At 49.6% G+C, this 19,135-nt stretch carries 17 protein-coding genes; 7 read left to right on the top strand and 10 right to left on the bottom strand.

Translation table 11 applies throughout. The annotated features are described in order from the left end of the window. Window positions 1-34: 34 nt before the first annotated feature. The 3 genes from BACSA_RS06805 to BACSA_RS06815 form a co-directional block, all read right to left on the bottom strand. On the bottom strand, window positions 35-2,473 hold the full coding sequence (locus tag BACSA_RS06805; RefSeq protein WP_013617364.1) for a choice-of-anchor J domain-containing protein: 2,439 nt from the start codon (window positions 2,471-2,473) through the stop codon (window positions 35-37). Between the two features lie 22 nt (window positions 2,474-2,495). Then, window positions 2,496-5,213 (bottom strand): TonB-dependent receptor, encoded by a 2,718-nt coding sequence (locus tag BACSA_RS06810; RefSeq protein WP_013617365.1) that lies wholly within the window; start codon window positions 5,211-5,213, stop codon window positions 2,496-2,498. A 148-nt stretch (window positions 5,214-5,361) separates the two neighbouring features. Next, window positions 5,362-5,592 (bottom strand): hypothetical protein, encoded by a 231-nt coding sequence (locus BACSA_RS06815; RefSeq protein WP_041583922.1) that lies wholly within the window; start codon window positions 5,590-5,592, stop codon window positions 5,362-5,364. Window positions 5,593-5,776: 184 nt separating this feature from the next. Here BACSA_RS06815 and BACSA_RS06820 point away from each other — a divergent pair, with 184 nt between their 5' ends. The 3 genes from BACSA_RS06820 (at window position 5,777) to BACSA_RS06830 (ending at window position 8,466) form a co-directional block, all read left to right on the top strand. After that, the gene (locus tag BACSA_RS06820) at window positions 5,777-6,631 is read left to right on the top strand and encodes an SGNH/GDSL hydrolase family protein (protein WP_013617366.1); all 855 of its coding nucleotides are present in this window, start codon (window positions 5,777-5,779) and stop codon (window positions 6,629-6,631) included. A 169-nt stretch (window positions 6,632-6,800) separates the two neighbouring features. Beyond that, on the top strand, window positions 6,801-7,259 hold the full coding sequence (locus BACSA_RS06825; protein ID WP_013617367.1) for an alanyl-tRNA editing protein: 459 nt from the start codon (window positions 6,801-6,803) through the stop codon (window positions 7,257-7,259). 331 nt (window positions 7,260-7,590) lie between these two features. Further along, a complete protein-coding gene (locus BACSA_RS06830; RefSeq protein WP_013617368.1) occupies window positions 7,591-8,466 on the top strand; it encodes a DNA/RNA non-specific endonuclease in 876 nt (291 codons plus the stop codon). Window positions 8,467-8,647: 181 nt separating this feature from the next. On the opposite strand, the gene BACSA_RS06835 is transcribed toward BACSA_RS06830, so the two are convergent. After that, entirely contained in the window at window positions 8,648-9,715 is a 1,068-nt protein-coding gene (locus tag BACSA_RS06835) for a PspC domain-containing protein (RefSeq protein WP_013617369.1), read from the bottom strand. Next, window positions 9,693-10,058 (bottom strand): PadR family transcriptional regulator, encoded by a 366-nt coding sequence (locus tag BACSA_RS06840; protein ID WP_013617370.1) that lies wholly within the window; start codon window positions 10,056-10,058, stop codon window positions 9,693-9,695. The genes BACSA_RS06835 and BACSA_RS06840 overlap by 23 nt, the downstream gene beginning before the upstream one ends. A gap of 252 nt (window positions 10,059-10,310) precedes the next feature. Between BACSA_RS06840 and BACSA_RS06845 the strand changes: the two genes are divergently transcribed. Then, window positions 10,311-10,808, top strand: a complete 498-nt coding sequence (locus tag BACSA_RS06845; RefSeq protein ID WP_013617371.1) for a GNAT family N-acetyltransferase — start codon at window positions 10,311-10,313, stop codon at window positions 10,806-10,808. On the opposite strand, the gene BACSA_RS06850 is transcribed toward BACSA_RS06845, so the two are convergent. Then, a complete protein-coding gene (locus BACSA_RS06850) occupies window positions 10,798-11,823 on the bottom strand; it encodes an endonuclease/exonuclease/phosphatase family protein (RefSeq protein WP_013617372.1) in 1,026 nt (341 codons plus the stop codon). The genes BACSA_RS06845 and BACSA_RS06850 overlap by 11 nt on opposite strands. Before the next feature lie 217 nt (window positions 11,824-12,040). Beyond that, on the bottom strand, window positions 12,041-13,498 hold the full coding sequence (locus BACSA_RS06855; RefSeq protein WP_013617373.1) for an aminoacyl-histidine dipeptidase: 1,458 nt from the start codon (window positions 13,496-13,498) through the stop codon (window positions 12,041-12,043). Window positions 13,499-13,635: 137 nt separating this feature from the next. Between BACSA_RS06855 and BACSA_RS06860 the strand changes: the two genes are divergently transcribed. From BACSA_RS06860 to trxA, 3 genes are all read left to right on the top strand, one after another. Beyond that, the gene (locus BACSA_RS06860) at window positions 13,636-13,878 is read left to right on the top strand and encodes a hypothetical protein (protein ID WP_013617374.1); all 243 of its coding nucleotides are present in this window, start codon (window positions 13,636-13,638) and stop codon (window positions 13,876-13,878) included. Between the two features lie 22 nt (window positions 13,879-13,900). Next, on the top strand, window positions 13,901-14,500 hold the full coding sequence (locus tag BACSA_RS06865) for an OmpH family outer membrane protein (RefSeq protein WP_041583924.1): 600 nt from the start codon (window positions 13,901-13,903) through the stop codon (window positions 14,498-14,500). 305 nt (window positions 14,501-14,805) lie between these two features. Beyond that, the gene (trxA, locus tag BACSA_RS06870) at window positions 14,806-15,102 is read left to right on the top strand and encodes a thioredoxin (RefSeq protein ID WP_013617376.1); all 297 of its coding nucleotides are present in this window, start codon (window positions 14,806-14,808) and stop codon (window positions 15,100-15,102) included. Between the two features lie 531 nt (window positions 15,103-15,633). On the opposite strand, the gene BACSA_RS06875 is transcribed toward trxA, so the two are convergent. The 3 genes from BACSA_RS06875 to thrC form a co-directional block, all read right to left on the bottom strand. After that, the gene (locus tag BACSA_RS06875; protein WP_013617379.1) at window positions 15,634-17,013 is read right to left on the bottom strand and encodes an MltF family protein; all 1,380 of its coding nucleotides are present in this window, start codon (window positions 17,011-17,013) and stop codon (window positions 15,634-15,636) included. Continuing rightward, window positions 17,010-17,621 carry a uridine kinase gene (udk, locus tag BACSA_RS06880; protein WP_013617380.1) on the bottom strand — a complete coding sequence of 204 codons (612 nt, stop codon included), beginning with the start codon at window positions 17,619-17,621 and terminating at the stop codon, window positions 17,010-17,012. The genes BACSA_RS06875 and udk overlap by 4 nt, the downstream gene beginning before the upstream one ends. 207 nt (window positions 17,622-17,828) lie before the next feature. Beyond that, the gene (thrC, locus tag BACSA_RS06885; protein WP_013617382.1) at window positions 17,829-19,130 is read right to left on the bottom strand and encodes a threonine synthase; all 1,302 of its coding nucleotides are present in this window, start codon (window positions 19,128-19,130) and stop codon (window positions 17,829-17,831) included. Window positions 19,131-19,135 lie beyond the last annotated feature (5 nt).

Consider the following 19,135-nt stretch of genomic DNA (forward strand, 5'->3'; position numbering starts at 1 on the left):
TGCGTTTCTTTATATAATCATTTCATTTTATAACTTATTCAGCCTCATTCACCACGATATTCTTGAATTCCCACGTAGGAGCAGCCGTAGAATTGCTGATGTAAACAAAGGCAATCCGGATGGTTTGTCCTGCGTATGTACTCAAATCGTACGGACCTACCGGATAGAAATCCCACGTCTGCCCGTCAGACCATTGCGATTCATCGAATATCAAGTCTTCCCATGTGCAAGACTCTACATTGTCTACATAATCGGTAGAAATCTTAATCTTGAAATGGTCGGTCAATGCTTCACCATTCAGATAACGGTGCGCTTCCTCAAATGCCACCTGCGGAGCCATGGCTTCCGACAAATCTATCACCGGAGATACCAGCCAGCTTTCTGCCGGATAGTTCGTACTGTTGGTATAAGCCGAGGCTTTCCAACCATACGTATCATCATTGGTCCATACAAAGTTCACGCCCTGCAAAGATATATCTTGAATGGTAAATCCGCCTTCATCCCCAACCAAACTTTCATTGAGATACGTGCCTGCCATAGCCACATATCCCTCGCCGGTTTTTTCGAAAGTAGTGGTACGGGAAGAATAAATCTGCGATGCACTCCAGCCGGCATCGTACGTATATTCCGTTACAGCCATTGTTCCGTCGGCATCTGCACGGTAAACCACGACAGCCTTATCACCTTTCGCGGCAAACGGGAACTTCTGAACCAGATAGATGGGGAATACATTGGCAGGCCGCGATACATAGTCGGCACCCAATTCGGCATACATAGCCGGGGCGGCAACCACAACATTCGCGTCTTCATTCGTATATTCGCTCCATGCACCTTCACGATATACGTAAAGAGCAGCGGTATTGGCGTATGCGCCCGATGCACGGCTCATCTTCAACATCTGGGCTGCTACTTCCGATTCAGGTACTTCCTTGAAAAGGCATACATCCCAGTATTGTCCGTTTACAATCGCCAGATTCTTGATTTCGGCGGTAGGCGCACACTGGTCAGTGCTCTTGTAAGCGAATGCCAAGGTAATCTTTTTCCCTGCAAACTGCGCCAGGTCTACGCTTTGAGCGATGAAATCCCAACGGTTAAATCGAGAACCATCATAAGCTAAATCTGTCCACGTAGCTGCCTGTACATCACCGGTATAATCAGTAGAGACTTTCAGTTGCATGAAATCAGCCGCATTGTTCCCATTCAAGAAATTGAAAGCAAAATCAAAGTTCAGTACCGGATTCTGCGCTTCCGACAAGTCGATTTCGGAAGACACAAACCAGCTTTCGGCTGCCAAGTTTTTCTTATTTGCATCATCATATCCTGTCGCTTTATAATAACCGTATGAGGCATCATGAGACCATACAGCAGACAGATCTTCAGGAACAGTAATGTTTTTAACAGCAAACAATTTGCTTTCTTCCTTCATCGCATCCTCCACATACGTGTAGCGCGAAGCTGCATAGCTTCCGTAGCTATACGAATCGTTATAAAGAGTCAGTTTTACGGTCTTGTCTTTTTCGATATTCTTTAGTTTGAATGTACCGTCTCCGTTCGCTTCAATCGACCATTCGCCGCCTTCCGTAGGAACGGATGCCGAGAAATTGAAGCTATCATACGTACCACTCATATAGATATACTGCATATTGGTGTTCAGCAAAGTATATCCTTCGGAACCTTCTTCGATCGTAACAACCTGCTCTGAACCGTTATCCGAAGAAATAATGCCATCGGTCACGGTAATCGCATCGGGATAGATATATCCGTAATTCTTGCTCGGATCATCCAGCTTGCCGAACGGATAATAATTGCCGTCATTAGCTTTAGCCGCAATAACGTAATTGCCCGCTTCTCCGTCGAAGGTATTAACCTGCTGATACACTACCGGAATGACACCGCCTCCCGCACCGGGCTCGAACTCCGAGTAAGCATAGTTCACGGCTACCATATCTCCTTCTTGCGGATTTTCCATTCTGGATTCCAGTACCGACGGGATTTGTCTCAGCGTAGAGGGAGACAGATAAGTAGCGGTAGAAGTCCCGTTCCATACGCTACGGTAATCGTTATTGGTCAGTGTGTAATCCGAAATCTTCTTGAAATCGGCCAGATAACCCGACTGGCCTCTGTACATATTATATTGCACCGAGATGCGCGAGCCGGTATCGGCATTCGGATATTTGTAATCGATAAAGGCAGGCAAATACCATTCGGCTTCCGTGGCATCGGCAAAATACTTGTTTTCGCCGATGGCTTCCAAAGCCGCCACATAGGTCTGCCCTTCCGGGTCTTTCGACAAGGCAAGTTCCTTGTTCGCTTCCATTCCCGCTATGGTTCCGTAATCGGAAGAAGCCAGCTGGATGGTAACGCCCGTCTTCACATCGGTCAGGGAAGAATCAATATTAAACTGGTCGTTATAATCTTCGCACGCCGACAATCCTGCCAGCAATACGGTCGACATGAGTATTATCTTTTTCATATACTGCGTTTCTTTTTTAGGATTAGAAGTTTACTTTCAGTCTCAAGCTATACGTACGGCCGAACGCATAGTAGCAATAAATGTTATCGGCTGTAGCTTCCTGCAGGGTTGAAGAAGAAAGCGTATTCGGATTGTATGCCTTCGAGATATACTGGTAATCCAGCAAGTTGTTCACGTTTCCGGAAAGGATAGCATTCAGCTTGCCGATCTTGAAGCGGTAAGAAGCATTCAGGTCAAACTGGCTGGCTGCCGGAATCTTCCACGGGTCGAGCACAGACACCTCCCTGCCCAACGACAGGTTGCTTCCCGACAATGAATAGTACGCATAGTTGCGTCCGTAATACGTCCAGTCGGCACCTACACGGATGGACTTGCCAATCTTGAAGGTAGCGCCGATAGCCGCCGTGGTCTGTGCCGAACCTCCTACACGCACGCCTTTCAGGTTAATCTTGGCATTGGCATGGTCAGCAGCACCTACCGTAGTAGTTGTACCCTCTGCGGTCAAAGCGTTTCCATACGCATCGTAAGCATATCCCGTAGCGTTGCTGTCCCATTTCCAGTCACCCAACGAGAACATACCCGTCAGCTCCAGCCAGTTCAACGGAGTGATTTTCACATCCAGCTCGATACCTTTGTGCAAGGCGTTCACACCGGTCATGTTCATGTAATACTCCGTCTGGTTATCCATCGTACCGCTCTTGGTCATGGTCTTGTCCAGCCATTTGGTATAATAAGCATTCACGTTCGCACTCAGCCACTCGTTGCGGAAACCGTATCCCAACTCGAACGACAAGACTTTCTCGTTCTTGGCATCCTTGTTGATAGCATGGCTCGTAGTAGCTTGCATGAAAGCACCGTAAGAGAACTTCGGCGCACGGCTGATATATCCTAAGTTAAAGAATACATTGTGATTGTCGGTGATGTTGTAGTTGGCACCACCCTTTGCCGTAAAGCCCAAGAAACTGATTTTATCCGATTTGGCATGAGCCTCGTCGTAATAGAAACGGTCGTAACGCCAATACGTGGTATTCGATAACGAACCTGCCACGAAAGCCGAGAGCTTATCCTTGTTGAACTCGGTCTGGAAGAAAGCTCCCTCTTGCAATACGTGTCCGTCATAGTCACGGTACACCACATCGCCTACACCCAGTTTCTGGTATCTCCATGCCGGATTGGCAGCATTGGCATTGTTTTCCACCTGTACATCGCCACGGGTAGAATCCATGAAATACTGGCCGCCGAACAGGTCCGAAATCTCGTTCGTATGCGTACCTTTATAATAACGGAAATCGATACCTCCGTAGAAATCGAAGTATTCGCCGAACTTGGTCGTATAGGTAGAGAGCAAGCCGTACCAGTTGTGATAGTTCTTCGACTGGCTCATTACCAACATCGAACCATACTCGCTTGCGGCATTGATGTCTTCGATGGCTCCATAATCGAACGTACCGTCGGCTTTCCGGAATTTGGTCTGCAATTCACCGTAATAAGCACCGTTCCAGTCGCGGTACGAATATCCATAGTCTTCATTTCCTTGTCCGGAATTTCCATAACCGCGTCCGATTGATACGTATGCCACCGTACTCAGCGATGATTTCTCATCAATCTGCCACTGGTGGTTCAAGCTGATTTGCGGCTTGTGGTATACGTTGTATTCCGCACTCTGACGCTCGCCGTTGTTATCGAATCCGTACGTAGAGTTGTATTTGTAATTCTTCACGCCATACACCTTCTCCATACGTTGCCAGCCGGCAATGGTCAGGGCACCGTCACGCTGGTAGTGCTTTTGCGGAGCACCGAAAGCCGTCAACGACAACTGGTGCGCATCATTGATGCGTTTCGAGATGTTCAGGAAATAATTGTATCCTTCGAAGTCAGTGCCTTGCACATAACCGTTACCCCACGTACGGGCACCGAGCAACGTCATTGCCCAGCCGCTTTTCGACACACCGGTAGAAACGCTGAACAAAATCTTGTTCATGCCGTCGTTCCCCATCGAATAAGCAAGGGTTCCGCCTTTTTCGCTATCCAGTCCGCGAGTTACGATATTAATGGTACCACCTACCGAAGGAGCCGATACCTTCGAAGCACCCAAACCGCGCTGGGTCTGCATGGTGCGTGTCACATCGGTCAGTCCTGCCCAGTTCGACCAATAGATGCCTCCCCACTCCATATCGTTCATCGGCACACCGTTCACCATCACGGCGATATTCTCGTTGCCGAACCCACGCATATAGATTTCAGAGTCACCATAACCTCCGCCTTCCTTGTTGGCATGCACACCCGGAGTCGACTTCAGGATTTCGGGAAACTCCTGCGTACCGAGCTTTTCTTCAATAAAGTCCATGCTTACGCTGGAAACGGCTACCGGCGTCTTGCGGGCGATAGCTACCGAAGAAGTGACTACTACATCCTGCAGCATCTGCGTATCGTGGTCCATGCTCACGATGCCCAAATCCACTTCGCCCTTTTGGGTTATCTCCATGCGCTTCTCTTTATAGCCGATATAAGAGAAGACTATCGTCTCTCCCGGCTTGGAAATTTTCAAGACGAACCCGCCGTTTACATCGGTTATCGCACCTTGAGTGGTACCTTGTACCGCAATGGTCGCCCCGATTAAGGGTTCATTCGTGACCGCATCCACAACTGTACCTTTTAAGGTAGCCTGAGCTACCGCCGTCGCTGTACAACAAATCGTAAGCACGGCAAACAGAAAGAAATGTTTCAACTGACTTTTCATACGTTTCTTCTTATGTTTTTGTGTTATTAAAGATTTAGAAACAAATATATAAATTTTTGTTTACCCCCCCAAACTTTCAAGACAGGTTTTATCGCACATTTAACCGCATTATGTTAAATCTTTTAGCAGTTAACACATTGCATAAATATTAATTTATTACACAAAACACACCTTCGGCTTGATAAAAGAAACGCAATCCCTTGACTTTTATTAATCCAATCGGCATAACATGCATTCTATCCGGCAAATTAACATTTGTAACAAAAAATGTATAACACTTTCCCTGTACCGGCGTGACATAGCGAAAAAGACAAGCTGCATTTGCTTCCGCACAAGGGCTATATCTTTTTTCCAAATAGCTTTCTTTTACGTTCTCCATGTCAAAACCGTACGGTTTCCAATTGGAGAACGTACGGTTTCCATATTAAAACCATACGTTCTCGATATGGAAACCGTAAAAAGAAGATAAGTAAAATATAAAAGTCACACATCGGAAAACAGCATTTCACTATTCCCGAAAAAAACATTACCTTTGTGCCTATTGAACCAAAAACGAATAGAAAATGAAAAATGTAAGATGTACGGCTTATGCGCTTTCGGCTTTATTGCTCTCGGCACAAGTCCTCCCCTGCCCGGCGGCCGCCCTTGCAGGTACAGACGAACCGCAAAACACGGTCCATATCCAACAAAGCCAATGGAACGGGAAAAAGGTCGCCTTTTTGGGAGACTCCATCACCGACAAAAAGCACGTAGGCACCACCAAAAACTACTGGCAATACCTTGCCGAAATGCTCCATATAGAACCCTTGGTATACGGCATCAACGGAAACCAATGGAACGGCATCCTGAAACAGGCGCAAAAGCTGAAAGCGGAAGCCGGAGACGATACGGACGCTATCCTCATCTTTTGCGGGACGAACGATTATAACGCCGGTATCCCCTTAGGGGAATGGTACACCTACACCTACGAAGAAACGACCGTAAGAGGCGGAGGCAAAGAAGTGAGGAAGAAACGGGAAGCCGACCTGAACCCGCATACCTTCCGGGGAAGAATCAACGAAGCCCTGACCTACTTGAAACATAACTTCCCCGACAAGCAGATTATCCTGCTGACCCCTATCCACCGGGCACAAGCGCGGTTCAGCGACACCAACGTGCAGCCGGAAGAAGCCTTCCCGAACAAGCTCGGGCTGTATGTAGACGAATACGTAAAAGTAATAAAAGAAGCCGCCAACGTATGGGCGGTCCCCGTCATCGACCTGAACAGCATCTGCGGGCTTTACCCGATGTTCGACGAACATGCCCCGTACTTCCACGATGCGGACACCGACCGCCTGCATCCGAACGCAAACGGGCATTACCGCATGGCGAAAGCCTTGGCTTACCAATTGCTCGCTTACCCTGCCGACTTCGAATGAATTGCTATTCACCACAGAGGGTACAGAGGCACACAGAGTCTTTAAATTTTCCTCTGTGATAATACTTTTAATCTGTTTTTAGTAGAGACGCCACAATGTGACGTCTCTACTGCATGCAGTATTTTCGCAAACCAATTTTATTCTATTATAAACAACATCACATGATTTTATGGAAACACCTCAACTGAACGAACACAACAAGACTGAATATCCGCCCATGCACACGTGCGAACATATCGTAAACCGGACCATGGTAAACCTGTTCGGGTGCGGACGCGCCGTATCGGCACACATCGAACGAAAGAAAAGCAAGCTGGACTTTGCCTTGCCCCAAGCCCCCAGCCCCGAAGACATTGCCCGCATCGAGGCTCAGGTGAACGAGACCATCGCCCGGCATCTGCCCGTTACAACCGAATTCATTACCCAGCAAGAGGCGCTGGGACGGTTCGACCTCAAGCGCCTGCCCGAAGGAGCGTCGGATACCGTACGGATTGTGAAAGTGGGAGATTACGACGAATGCCTCTGCATCGGGCTTCATGTAGCCAACACATCGGAAATCGGCACCTTCAAAATCATCAGCTCCGATTATAAGGACGGAATCTTCCGGATGCGCTTCAAACTGGTTTAGAAGCTGTTTTGAATTTCTCCAAAAAGTTTTTCTTGGCTTGATGTATTCGTTTTCGTGTGTGCTTTGGGCGATTTTTTGGTCCTTTTCGCTCCTGTTCTTCGTCAGATAGCCCGCTATCTTCCTCATCACAGAAGCGAAAATGCCTCAAAAACTCATCCCAAATCAGCGCACGATAAATTCAAAACAGCTTCTTAACCTCCTTATATTTAATCAGAAATGGATTGCGAAATCAGTGTGACTCTTTTTTATTGAAAACTCTGTGCCTTTGTGTCTCTGTGTTCCAATCCTTTTTTCGCAAACCACAATTTTGTCTTATCATAATTCACGAAGAATGGGAAAGAAACAAAAATCTACCGGCTCTTTACGCGGGTTCATCCTCCTGATAACACTGATTGTCATCGCCTTGTTCCTCTATCAGAACCGGAACGGAAACGTGACCGTAGACGGAAAGCTGCACGAACTGACGGAAAAGGCAAAGAGTGCGGTCACAAACGCCAACACGTCCGCCAACGTAAATCCCTCCCCCGGCAAGCTGGAAATACCTGTAAGCATCCGGAAACGGGAGGAAATCGTCTTGCGCCGCACTGCCTTCACCCTCTCGTATAACAATGCGTATAAAACCCCGAACTGGGTGGCATGGGAACTGACACGCGCGGAAACGCAAGGTTCCGAAAGCCGGAAAAGCAAGTTCGAGCCAGACCCCGACCTGCCCGAACCGCGCGCCGAGCATTCCGACTATACCCGTTCGGGTTACGACCGGGGACACATGGCGCCTGCCGCCGATATGAAATGGAGCGAAAAGGCAATGGAAGAATCGTTCTATATGAGCAACATTTGCCCTCAGAACCGGAAACTGAACCGGGACGACTGGGGAGACCTGGAAGAGAAATGCCGCTCGTGGGCAGAAAAATACGGGAAAGCCTACATCGCCTGCGGGCCTATTTACGACTCGAAATCGCCCAAACGGATTGGGAAACACAAGGTAGCCGTACCCGAACGTTTCTTCAAAGCCGTGCTTATCTATAAAGGAAAGAATCCGATAGCCATGGGATTCCTTTTCGAAAACAAAGCCCATCACCAAAACCTGAAGAACTATCTGGTGAGCATAGACAAGCTGGAAGAAGAGACCGGGCTGGATTTCTTTTCAAAACTGCCCGACTCCATCGAAAACCGCATCGAAAGCGTCATACCCGATATGCCGGAGTGAAAGACGAGGCTTTTAATTTACGATTTGACGATTTGCTATTTACGATTTTGATATGATAAAATTCACCACAGAGGGCGCAGAGTATCACAGAGAAAAAATTTAAAAACTCCGTGTGCCTCTGTTTCCTCTGTGGTGAGATGTCGATTAATTTAATAGCAAATCGTCAAATCGTAAATTACAATCAAGCCCAGTACATCGAATCGATGAGGAAAGGCAACTGGAAGAGGAAGAATGTGCCTACCGCCACCGCCAGTATCCACAAAAGAATCAAGGTGATTTTCACGCCCGTAGACATGGGACGCCACACCTTAAAGCTTTGAAGAAGCAGCTGGAGGAAGCCCCAAATGGGAATGCCTACCACCAGCAAGGCACATACCGACAGGCCGATGACCGATACGGGAGCCGTACTGAGCAAACTCCAGTCGATTTCGGGCAAGGCATAATACAAGATAGCGGGCGCGCTTGCCAGAATGCCCGTAGCCGCCATGAGCAAAGCAAAGGCTACAATCAAGCCTACGACCAATGCCGGTATGCAACAGATGGCAAGAAGCACCAGCACGAACTTGATGATGAACCCCGCCACCTGCACCAGCCCGTCGAAGAAACGGGCAAGTCCCGAGCGAGGTCCGGCGGAACGTTCTTTCTCGCTTTCCCGCTCGAAGCCGTCGGTCACCGTCTTGCCTATATTCTCCACATTAATCGGCTCCCCCCGCATCTGAAGCTTCTCGGTGGCTGTACGTGCCTGCGGAATGATAATCCACAGGATGATGTATGCCAGCATCAGGGGGAAGAAGCCCCCAAAGCTTAGCAAGATAAAGCCTGCCACCAGCAAGAGGATGCGCAAAGGCGTAGGATCGCACCCGAAATAAGCTCCCAAGCCCGAAACCACACCGCCCAATATACGGTCGTCCGGATTGCGGAACAAGCGTTTCGCCGGTCCTTGAGCAGGCGCTTCGGCTTTCTTTTCCGCCTGTTCATCCTCGCCTTCCGCGTTCAGTTCCTCCGGCTTTCCCATCCGGGCAATCACCGCTTCCACCTGTTCGATGGTGATGACCTGCACCCCCTCACGGATGTATTCGTTGAACAACTCGGAAATACGGGTTTCCATATCGCGCACAATCTCGTCGGCTCCCGCTTCCTTGCGGAAATGATAGCGGAGATTGTTCAAGTAATTATCAAGCAAAACGTATGCGTCCTCGTCTATGTGATAAACGGTTCCGCCTAAATTAACGGTCAGTGTCTTTTTCATTTTGGTTATAGGTTATAAGTTTGGTTCGTAAATGGTTTACCGTAGCGGAGAGTTCATCCCAAGCCGTTTCCAGTCCGACCAAGAATTCTTCTCCCTTCTGAGTCAGGGTATAATACTTGCGGGGCGGCCCTTGTGTCGATTCCACCCATTCGTACGCCAGCAAGTCATCGTTCTTCAGGCGCGTAAGCAACGGATAGAGCGTCCCTTCCACCACAATCAGTTTCGCTTCTTTCAGGTTCTGGATGATATCCGATGCATACGAAGGCTCCCGATGAAGCAGCAACAGGATGCAATACTCCAGCATCCCTTTCCGCATTTGAGATTTTACATTGTCTACATTCATGAGTCATTCCTCCTTATTTCTTTGTATGGCACAAATATATGTATTATATAGATACCTTGTATCACAAGGTACTATTATTTAATCCATATTAACACAAGAAACTATTCTTTGAACACAGAGACACAAAGACACAGAGCTTTATCCGCAACATATTTTTCTCTGTGTCTTTGCGTCTCTGTGTTCTTTTTTCCATTTCAAAAGCACATCAATAACGAAAAAGGAATAACTTTGCAGAGAAAAAACGAAAACACTATGTTTACCATCAGAAAAGCCACCTTAGAAGACATCCCCTTGATTAACAAGCTGGCATGGGAAGCCTTTCCCGCCACCTACAAGGACATCCTGACGCCGGAACAAATCGTCTACATGATGGACTGGATGTACTCGCCCGAAAACCTGCATAAGCAAATGACAGAAGAAGGGCACATTTACTACATAGCTTTCAGAGAAAACGAGGGAGCGGGATACGTCTCTATCCAGCCCGAAGGAGAAGGCCTCTTCCACCTGCAAAAGATTTACGTGCTCCCGCAATACCAGAAACACCATTTGGGAAAACTCCTGTTCGGGCAAGCCGTCCGAGGCATCAAGGAACTGCACCCCGGACCGTGCCGCATGGAACTGAACGTAAACCGCGAGAACCCGGCATTAGGCTTCTACCGGCACATGGGCATGGAAAAAGTGCGCGAAGAAGACACACACATCGGAAACGGCTTCTACATGAACGATTACATCATGGGGCTCAGTATCTGACCGTAATATCCAGGCAAATGGGAAGATGATCGCTATATCCGCCGTAATAGCGCAAGCCCTTATACGTGCGGAAAGGCGTGTCGCCCCCGTATTGCCTGTCCTCTTCAAGAAGGAAAGGGAATGCCAGCGGACGGGCCCTATCCGCTCCGGTACAGAGGGCGGACGAAGGAGAAAGCATCGTGCCGTTCACGATAAACTGGTCGAGCATCCCCCACTCGCCCCGATACCGGTACGTGCCGCCTGCTTTCCCTGCCATCAGGTTATAGAGCACAGAAGAGGAAACATCCGTACGAGGCACTTCTTTCGCGCCCAACGCTTCGGAAACCGAAGGGCTGGAAGGATAATCGTTGAAGTCCCCCATTATAATAAGGTAAGGATTCCGGCGGACAGCCGATACAGAATCCGCCGCCTGGCGCAAGACACTTGCCGCCAGCAAGCGGTGAGGCGCACTCTGACGCGCCCCGCCCGAACGGGAAGGGAAATGGCAGACAAACACATCGAGCGTATCGCCCGAAACCACACGCCCGCTCACGTGCAAGATGTCGCGCGTAGGCTTGCGCCCGATTTGTCCGGAAGGAACACGGATGCATTCCGTACCGATTAGCCGGAACGTTGCGGGCTGGTAAAGCAATGCCACATCGATGCCCCGCTCGTCGGGCGAATCGGTCATCACATAGCGGTAGGCGGCATCACGCAAGGGAGAATATTTCGTCAACCCGTCCAGGCAATACGCGTTCTCCACCTCACACAGCCCTACCAGGTCGGGCACCTGCTCTCCCGAAGCCGCCAGGATGACCTTCGCTATCTTCGTCACCTTCTCGTGATATTTCTTCCACGTCCAGGCACGGACCGCCCGCGGAAGGAACTCTTCGTCTTGCTTGAGGGAATCGTCCCGGCAATCGAACAGGTTCTCCACGTTGTAATGCATCACCCGGAAAGGCGCCTGCGCAAAACAGCACACAGACCATACGGACAAGCACAGAAAGACACCGATTTTAGTTAAGGCAGGACTCATTGTTCATTAGCTTATAAATACGTTCCATATAAATAAACGCAGATTTACGCAGATTGAATAAAATTATAGCAGGACAAAATTGAAAGGTGTGCGAAAATACGGCATGTAGTAGAGACGTCCCTTGTCATACTTGTCACGCCGGATTTGCAATCCGGCGTAACAAACGCTTTTTAAAATATCCCTCTGCGTCTTTGCGGCTCTGCGTTCGATTTCCTTGTCACGCCTTCACCGGAACATGCGCCAGCACATCCAGCAGGTGACGCCAGAACTTATCCACCGTAGGTATCAGCATACGCTCGTCGGGCGAATGCACGCCGCGCAAAGTGGGTCCGAACGAAACCATATCGAGCGAAGGATACTTCTCGAGGAACAAACCGCACTCCAAGCCCGCATGGATGGCTTTTACCTTTGGCTCTGTCCCGAACAAACGCTTGTAGCTTTCCACCGCAACCTGCAAGATCTCCGAAGACGGATTCGGCTTCCAGCCCGGATAACCATCGCCCGTCTCCACCGTAGCGCCGCCCAGCTCGAATGCGGCACCCACCATCTGCGACATGTCTACGCGCGAAGAAAGGATGGAACTGCGCTGGCTGGTCACCACCTTGATGGATCCGTCCGCCTGCTTTACAGAAGCCAGGTTCGACGATGTTTCCACCAGTCCCGGAATATCCTGGCTCATGGCATACACCCCGTTGTGGACGGCATAAAGCGAAAGCAGGAAACGTTTCATCTCTCCGGCATCCATCACCTCGGCACGCGGAGCTTCCGACTCCAGTTCCATCTGCAGGTTCGGCTCGGTCACGGCATACTCGTTTTCCACCTCTGCCAGGTACACGTTCAGGTCCACCCGTACCGCTTCCTTGCATGCCATCGGCACGGCACATACGGCATGCGCCTCGCGCGGAATGGCGTTGTGCAGGTTTCCTCCGTCTATCTCGCACAGGCGCAAATCGTATTTACGCATCAGCTGCACCAGATAACGGTTCAGCAATTTGTTGGCGTTCGCACGGCCCTTGTTGATATCGTCTCCCGAATGCCCTCCGGTCAGCCCTTTCACGGCTACACGGAAGAAGAAATACCCTTCGGGGGCAGCCGTCATCGTACAAGGGAACACAGCCGTAGTGCCCGCGCCTCCCGCACATCCGATAAACAGCTCGCCTTCGTCTTCCGAATCGAGGTTGATGAGGATATCCCCCTCCATAAACCCTTCCTTCAAGGCGAAAGCTCCGGTCAGCCCCGTCTCTTCGTCCACGGTAAACAAGCACTGAAGGGGACCGTGCTCCACATCGTCCGAAGCCAGCACCGCCAGTTCAGCGGCAATCCCGATGCCGTTATCGGCACCCAGCGTGGTGCCCTTCGCCCGCAGCCATTCCCCGTCTATGTAAGTCTCTATCGGGTCGGTGTCGAAATCATGCTGCGTGTCTTTGTTCTTTTCGCACACCATGTCCATGTGCGATTGCAGAATCACCGCCTTCCGGCCTTCCATTCCCGGCGTGGCAGGTTTCGCTATCAATACGTTCCCGGCTTCGTCCGTCTTGACAGACAGGTCATGCTTCCGGGCAAACTCCAGTAAATACGCTCTGATTTTCTCTTCTTTCTTCGAAGGACGGGGCACCCCGCATACCTCTTCGAAGTACCGGAAGACAACGGCAGGTTTCAAATCTTTTTTCTCCATAATCATGTTTATTTCCTATTCATCCGCAAAAATAAGTTAAAAACTCAAGCAAACAAGGGGTTTGCCCGCTTTTTTCCCGGGCAAACGTCCTGTTTAGATAACAAAAAGTATATCTTTGCACCACAAAATTAATGGAAATGCTGAAGACTATCCTGATTACAGTGTTAATAGTTGCTATCTGCATCGCACTATTATCGGTGAAGCTACTCTTTAAAAAGAACGGACGGTTTCCGAATACGCACGTCAGCGGAAACAAGGCGTTAAGAGAAAAAGGCATCGGTTGCGTGCAGTCGCAAGACCGGGAGGCAAGGCGCCCTAACCCGCATGCCATAGCCGAACGGGAAAGAGCAGGAAAAACGCAAGCAAAAGAAAACAATTAATAATTAAGATACTTAAAACATTATGAAAAAGATGAAGCATATCCTGAATGGATTTATGGCATTGGCTTTCGTGCTGATGTTCGCTCAATGTACAGACCAGAAAGCAGCCGACAACAACAGTTCACAAGTAACGGCAACCGTACCCGGAAGCATGAAAATCGCATACGTGGAAATCGATTCCCTGCTGACCAAATACCGTTTCTGGAACGACCTGAACGAACTGATGATTCAGAAGGAGGAAAACATCCGCACTACGCTGAACGAAAAAGCCAAAGACCTGGACAACGATATGCGCGAATTCCAACGCAAACTGGAAAACAACGGCTTCGCAAGCCGTGAACGCGCCGAACAGGAAAACCTGCGCATCAGCCAAAAACAACGCGACTTGCAACAGTTGCAGGAAAAGCTGACCAACGAACTGCAAATGGAAAACCAGAAAAACAGCCTGCAGCTGCGCGACTCTATCAACTCGTTCCTGAAAATATACAACAAAGACAAAGGCTACAGCCTGATTATCAGCAATACCGGATTCGACAACCTGCTGTATGCCGACCCGGCTTTCAACATCACCGATGAAATCGTAGAAGGACTGAACGCCCGCTACAACCCGGAAAAGAAATAAAAGAAAGCCGCCGTATTTACGAAATACGCTTCTTTAATAGAACACAGAGGCACAGAGACACAGAGAATAAATATAGAAAAGTCAAGGTACATAGAATCGGCACTTTGCTTTGGACTATATTCCTCAAAAAAATAAAGCTCTGTGCCTTTGTGTCTCTGTGTTCCATCTACCTTTCGCAAGAAACATTTTATTAACTAAAATCGTACTTCGCAAATAGTCAAATCGTAAATATATATTCCTGCCTGCGAACAATTTCCCCCTTTCGGGCGTTACCACTATATATCGAATCATTAAAACGAATCATCATGGAAACATTTGCAGACTTGATTTCATCGCCCGTCCCCGTACTGGTAGACGTTTATGCCGAATGGTGCGCCCCCTGTAAGTCGATGGCTCCTGTTCTGAAACAACTGAAAGAGATGCAGGGAGACAACATACGGATTGTAAAAATCGACATCGACAAGAACCCGCAAATCGCGCGCCACTATGTCGTGCAGTCCGTCCCTACCCTCCTGATTTTCAAAAACGGAAAACAGCTGTGGAGGCAGAGCGGCGCCATGGGAGCAGCCGAACTAAACAAAGTCATAGAGCAATTCAGATAAAAGGTATCTGCCCCCGATGTGTGAAAAACTGATTACAAATGCAAAGTTACAGCATTCTGTCCAGACAACCAAAAACCAGGTATCGCTAAGGTGTAAAAATCTGTTAACAAAACAGGCTTTTTGAATTGTGCATTGTAAATCAACGATATACACAAACAGAAGAGTGCGAGGAGTGTGACAATTGTGACAATGTGACAATAACTAAAAATGATTTTTCATCCCACGAAGAAAATGTGTGACTAAAAATTTATATATTATATATAAATATATATAATATATAATATATAGATATACTTTTTTTTAACACGTCACGCTTATTTTCGAAAAACGTTATTGTCACGTTGTCACAATTGTCACAATTGTCACACCGCATGAACCACACGTAAGAAAAGCGAATATATATGCACAAGCCATTCCAACTATATGCTGGACGAGTAGCATATAGCTGCGCCGCGCCCCCCGAAGACGCTTGCATAATCCAAAACTTTTTTGTACCTTTGCAAAAGTGAATCTGATTACATAACGTGCGGATTACCGCTTGATTTTCGCCTGATACATCTCGGCACGGCCGATGACGTCACGCACGAAATTATAGGTCTCCGTACCCCGAAAATAGCCGTTCTTGCAGACAGGGTCCTGGTAATATTCCTCGTTGCTCTTCAGCAAGACGTAGTGGGCTACGTGGTGCTCCCACAGGTAAGGGTTCTTCCCATACTTCTTCGCCAATGCCATGGCATCGGTGATATGCCCCGCCCCAGCATTGTATGCCGCCAGCACGAACTTTGCCTGTTCGTCCTTATCCGCCACCTTGCGGAACAGTTTCTGAAGCTGGGCGATGTATTTCACGCCTCCCTTGATGCTTTCTTCGGGGTCTTGCTCCTTCCCCTTGGGGATTCCCATGGCATGAGCCGTGGCGGGCATCAGCTGCATCAGTCCTTTCGCCCCTGCCCACGACACGACATTAGGATTGAAATTCGATTCGGTATAAGCCAGCGAAGCCAGCAGGCGCCAGTCCCACCCGATTTCCTTGGCGTACTTGCGAAACAAATCATCGTAATGCGAGATTTTCCCGTCTTTCACCGAAAGTATAGAGCCGTGCGCAGGCTGCTTGTTCAGTTCGAAATACCGCCGTGCGCTCGCCTTAAACTCGGGAGAATTGATGTTCTCGCGGTGCCATTTGTCCGCCGCCTCTGCAAGCAAGGGCGATGTCTTCCTTACCGCCCACGAAGAGCGCTGGTCGAAACTGATGACCAGGCTGATGTCCAGGTTGGGATAATACGTGCGGTTGATTTTAGCCACCTCGTCGGTAGCCACTGTATAGTCTATTTTCCCCTCTGCCACCCACGTAATCAAGTCCTCCGCCGAAACACTGTCGGCGTCTGCCGTATGGATGCGGATGCCTCCGCCCAGTTCCTCGTTGAGGTGCACCAGACGGTCGTAATATTTTCCCGGGCTCACATACACGTCCTTGTCTATCAGCTGGGTCACGTCTTTCAGCCCGTCCCGGCTCCGGCGTTGCACAATCACCTGATGCGTGATGTTCTCTTCGCCGCAATAAATCAGGCTATCCTTCCACGCGGGCGTTATGTCGAGGTTGTAAGCAATCAGGTCGCCCTCCCCCCGAATCAGGCAGCGCACCATCTCGGCGGTATTGTTCACCACCTTCAGCTTCATTTTCAAGCCCAACGAACGGACGAACTGCTGCGCCAGCTCGTACTGGAACCCCATCGGTTCGCCCCGGTAATTGAAATACGAGGTAGAGCCGTTGACGGTAAGCACCGTCAGCTCTCCCCGCTCGCGGATATCGGGCAGGTCGGTGTCCGCCTCTCCGCCCACCGTGCCCCGTTTCCCCATGCAGGAGGAAACCAGCAGCACGGCACACGCTATACAGAAGAGGGCGAGCGGCTTCATCGTCCGATGATTTTTTCGATATACATCTTCAGAATCTCTATCGCTTTCCGGTTATGCCCGCCCTGCGGGATGATGATGTCGGCATATTGCTTGGCAGGCTCGATAAACTCCTGATGCATGGGTTTCAGCACCTTCATATAGCGTTCCATCACCGCCTCGGCGGTACGTCCGCGCTCGATGACGTCGCGCTGGATAACCCGTATCAGCCGCTCGTCCGAATCGGCGTCGACAAACACTTTCAAGTCCATCTGGCTGCACAGCTTCCTGTCGCTCAGGGCAAGGATGCCTTCGATAATCACCACCTTACGCGGCTCGATGTGTACGGTCTCGCGCTGGCGCGTGCACGTCAGGTACGAATACACCGGCTGTTCGATGGCTTTCCCTTGCCTGAGCATCTCCACCTGACGCGAGAGCAAGTCCCAGTCGAAAGCGTTCGGATGGTCAAAATTGATGTTCTGACGCTCCTCTACCGGCACATGGCTGCTGTCTTTGTAATACGAATCGAGCGGAAGCAATGCCACCTCGTCCGCCGGAAGGCTGTCGATGATACTTTTCACTACTGTAGTCTTCCCGGAGCCCGTCCCTCCGGCTATTCCGATAATAATCATATATTAGTTTTTAAGTTCTTGTTTATGCCTGTTTTTAGTAGAGACGTCACATCGTGGCGTCTCGGCATCCACGTTAAAAGTAGGGAAACATGCAGTGTATCCCCTGCGGACGGCGGAGACGCCACAATGTGACGTCTCTACTACATGATATTTGTCACGCCGGATTTGTAATCCGACGTAATAAAAATCCATACCGCACAGGTATCATTACTGTTTCATCAAGTATGCCTTGAATGAAGCGAAGTCTTTCGGCATCGGGACGCTTTGCTTCGTGCCGCGCATAAACGCCTGAAGCTTTTCGGGGATATCCACCTTGGTTCCGATAATGGCTTCCACCGTCTGCAAGAACTTTGCCGGATGGGCTGTTTCGAGGAACACTCCCGTTTCGCCCGGCTTCAAGCCTTCCGCCAGCGCACGATAGCCGCACGCCCCGTGAGGGTCGAGCAGGTATCCGGTTTCCTCGTAAGCCTTCTGCACGGTTTCGCGAATCTGCTCATCGGTATAAGTCTCGCCACTGATTTCGCCGGAAATAGCCTCGTGGCTTCCTCCGTATAAGTCGAGGATACGGGCGAAGTTGCTGGGGTCGCCCACATCCATGGCATTGGCAATGGTCGCTACCGAAGGACGCGGCGTATAGACACCCGTCTTCAAGTATTGATAGAAAATATCATTGCGGTTATTGGCGGCGATAAAGCGTTTTACCGGAAGCCCCATCCGTTTGCCGAAAAGCCCTGCCGTAATGTTTCCGAAGTTCCCGCTGGGCACGCAGATGACCAGATTGTCCGCCTTGCCCTGCTTCTTCATCTGGGCATAAGCGTAAAAATAATAGAAAGCTTGAGGCAAGAAGCGCGCCACATTGATGGAATTGGCAGAGGTCAGCTGCATGTGCGCCTTCAGCTCTTCGTCCATAAACGCGTTCTTCACCAGTGCCTGACAATCGTCGAACGTGCCGTCCACCTCAATGGCGGTGATGTTCTGCCCCAGCGTGGTGAACTGCTTTTCCTGTATCTCGCTCACCTTCCCTTTCGGGTAAAGCACATACACACGAATGCCTTCCACACCCAGGAAACCGTTTGCCACGGCACTTCCCGTATCGCCCGACGTAGCTACCAGTACATTGACCTGCTTCTTTCCTTCCTTGCGGATGAAATAGCCCAAGAGGCGTGCCATAAAGCGTCCGCCCACGTCCTTGAACGCCAGCGTAGGCCCGTGGAAGAGCTCCAGCGAATAGATATTGTCTTTCACCTTCACCACCGGCGCATCAAAGCTCAAGGTGTCATATACAATCTGCTTCAAGACATCCGCCGGCACATCTTCTCCGAAGAAAGCGTCCGCCACGCGGTAAGCGATTTCCTGAAACGAAAGGTTTTCTATCTCATCGTAAAACGATGCGGGCAAAGGCTTGATTTCGCGGGGCATGTAAAGCCCTTTGTCACCTGCCAGTCCGCGCACTACGGCTTCTTCCAGTGTAGCGTCGGAAGCCTGCTTATTGGTACTGTAATATTTCATAATCT

Origin of the sequence: Phocaeicola salanitronis DSM 18170, assembly GCF_000190575.1 — a bacterium.
GTDB classification, from domain to species: Bacteria; Bacteroidota; Bacteroidia; order Bacteroidales; family Bacteroidaceae; genus Phocaeicola; species Phocaeicola salanitronis.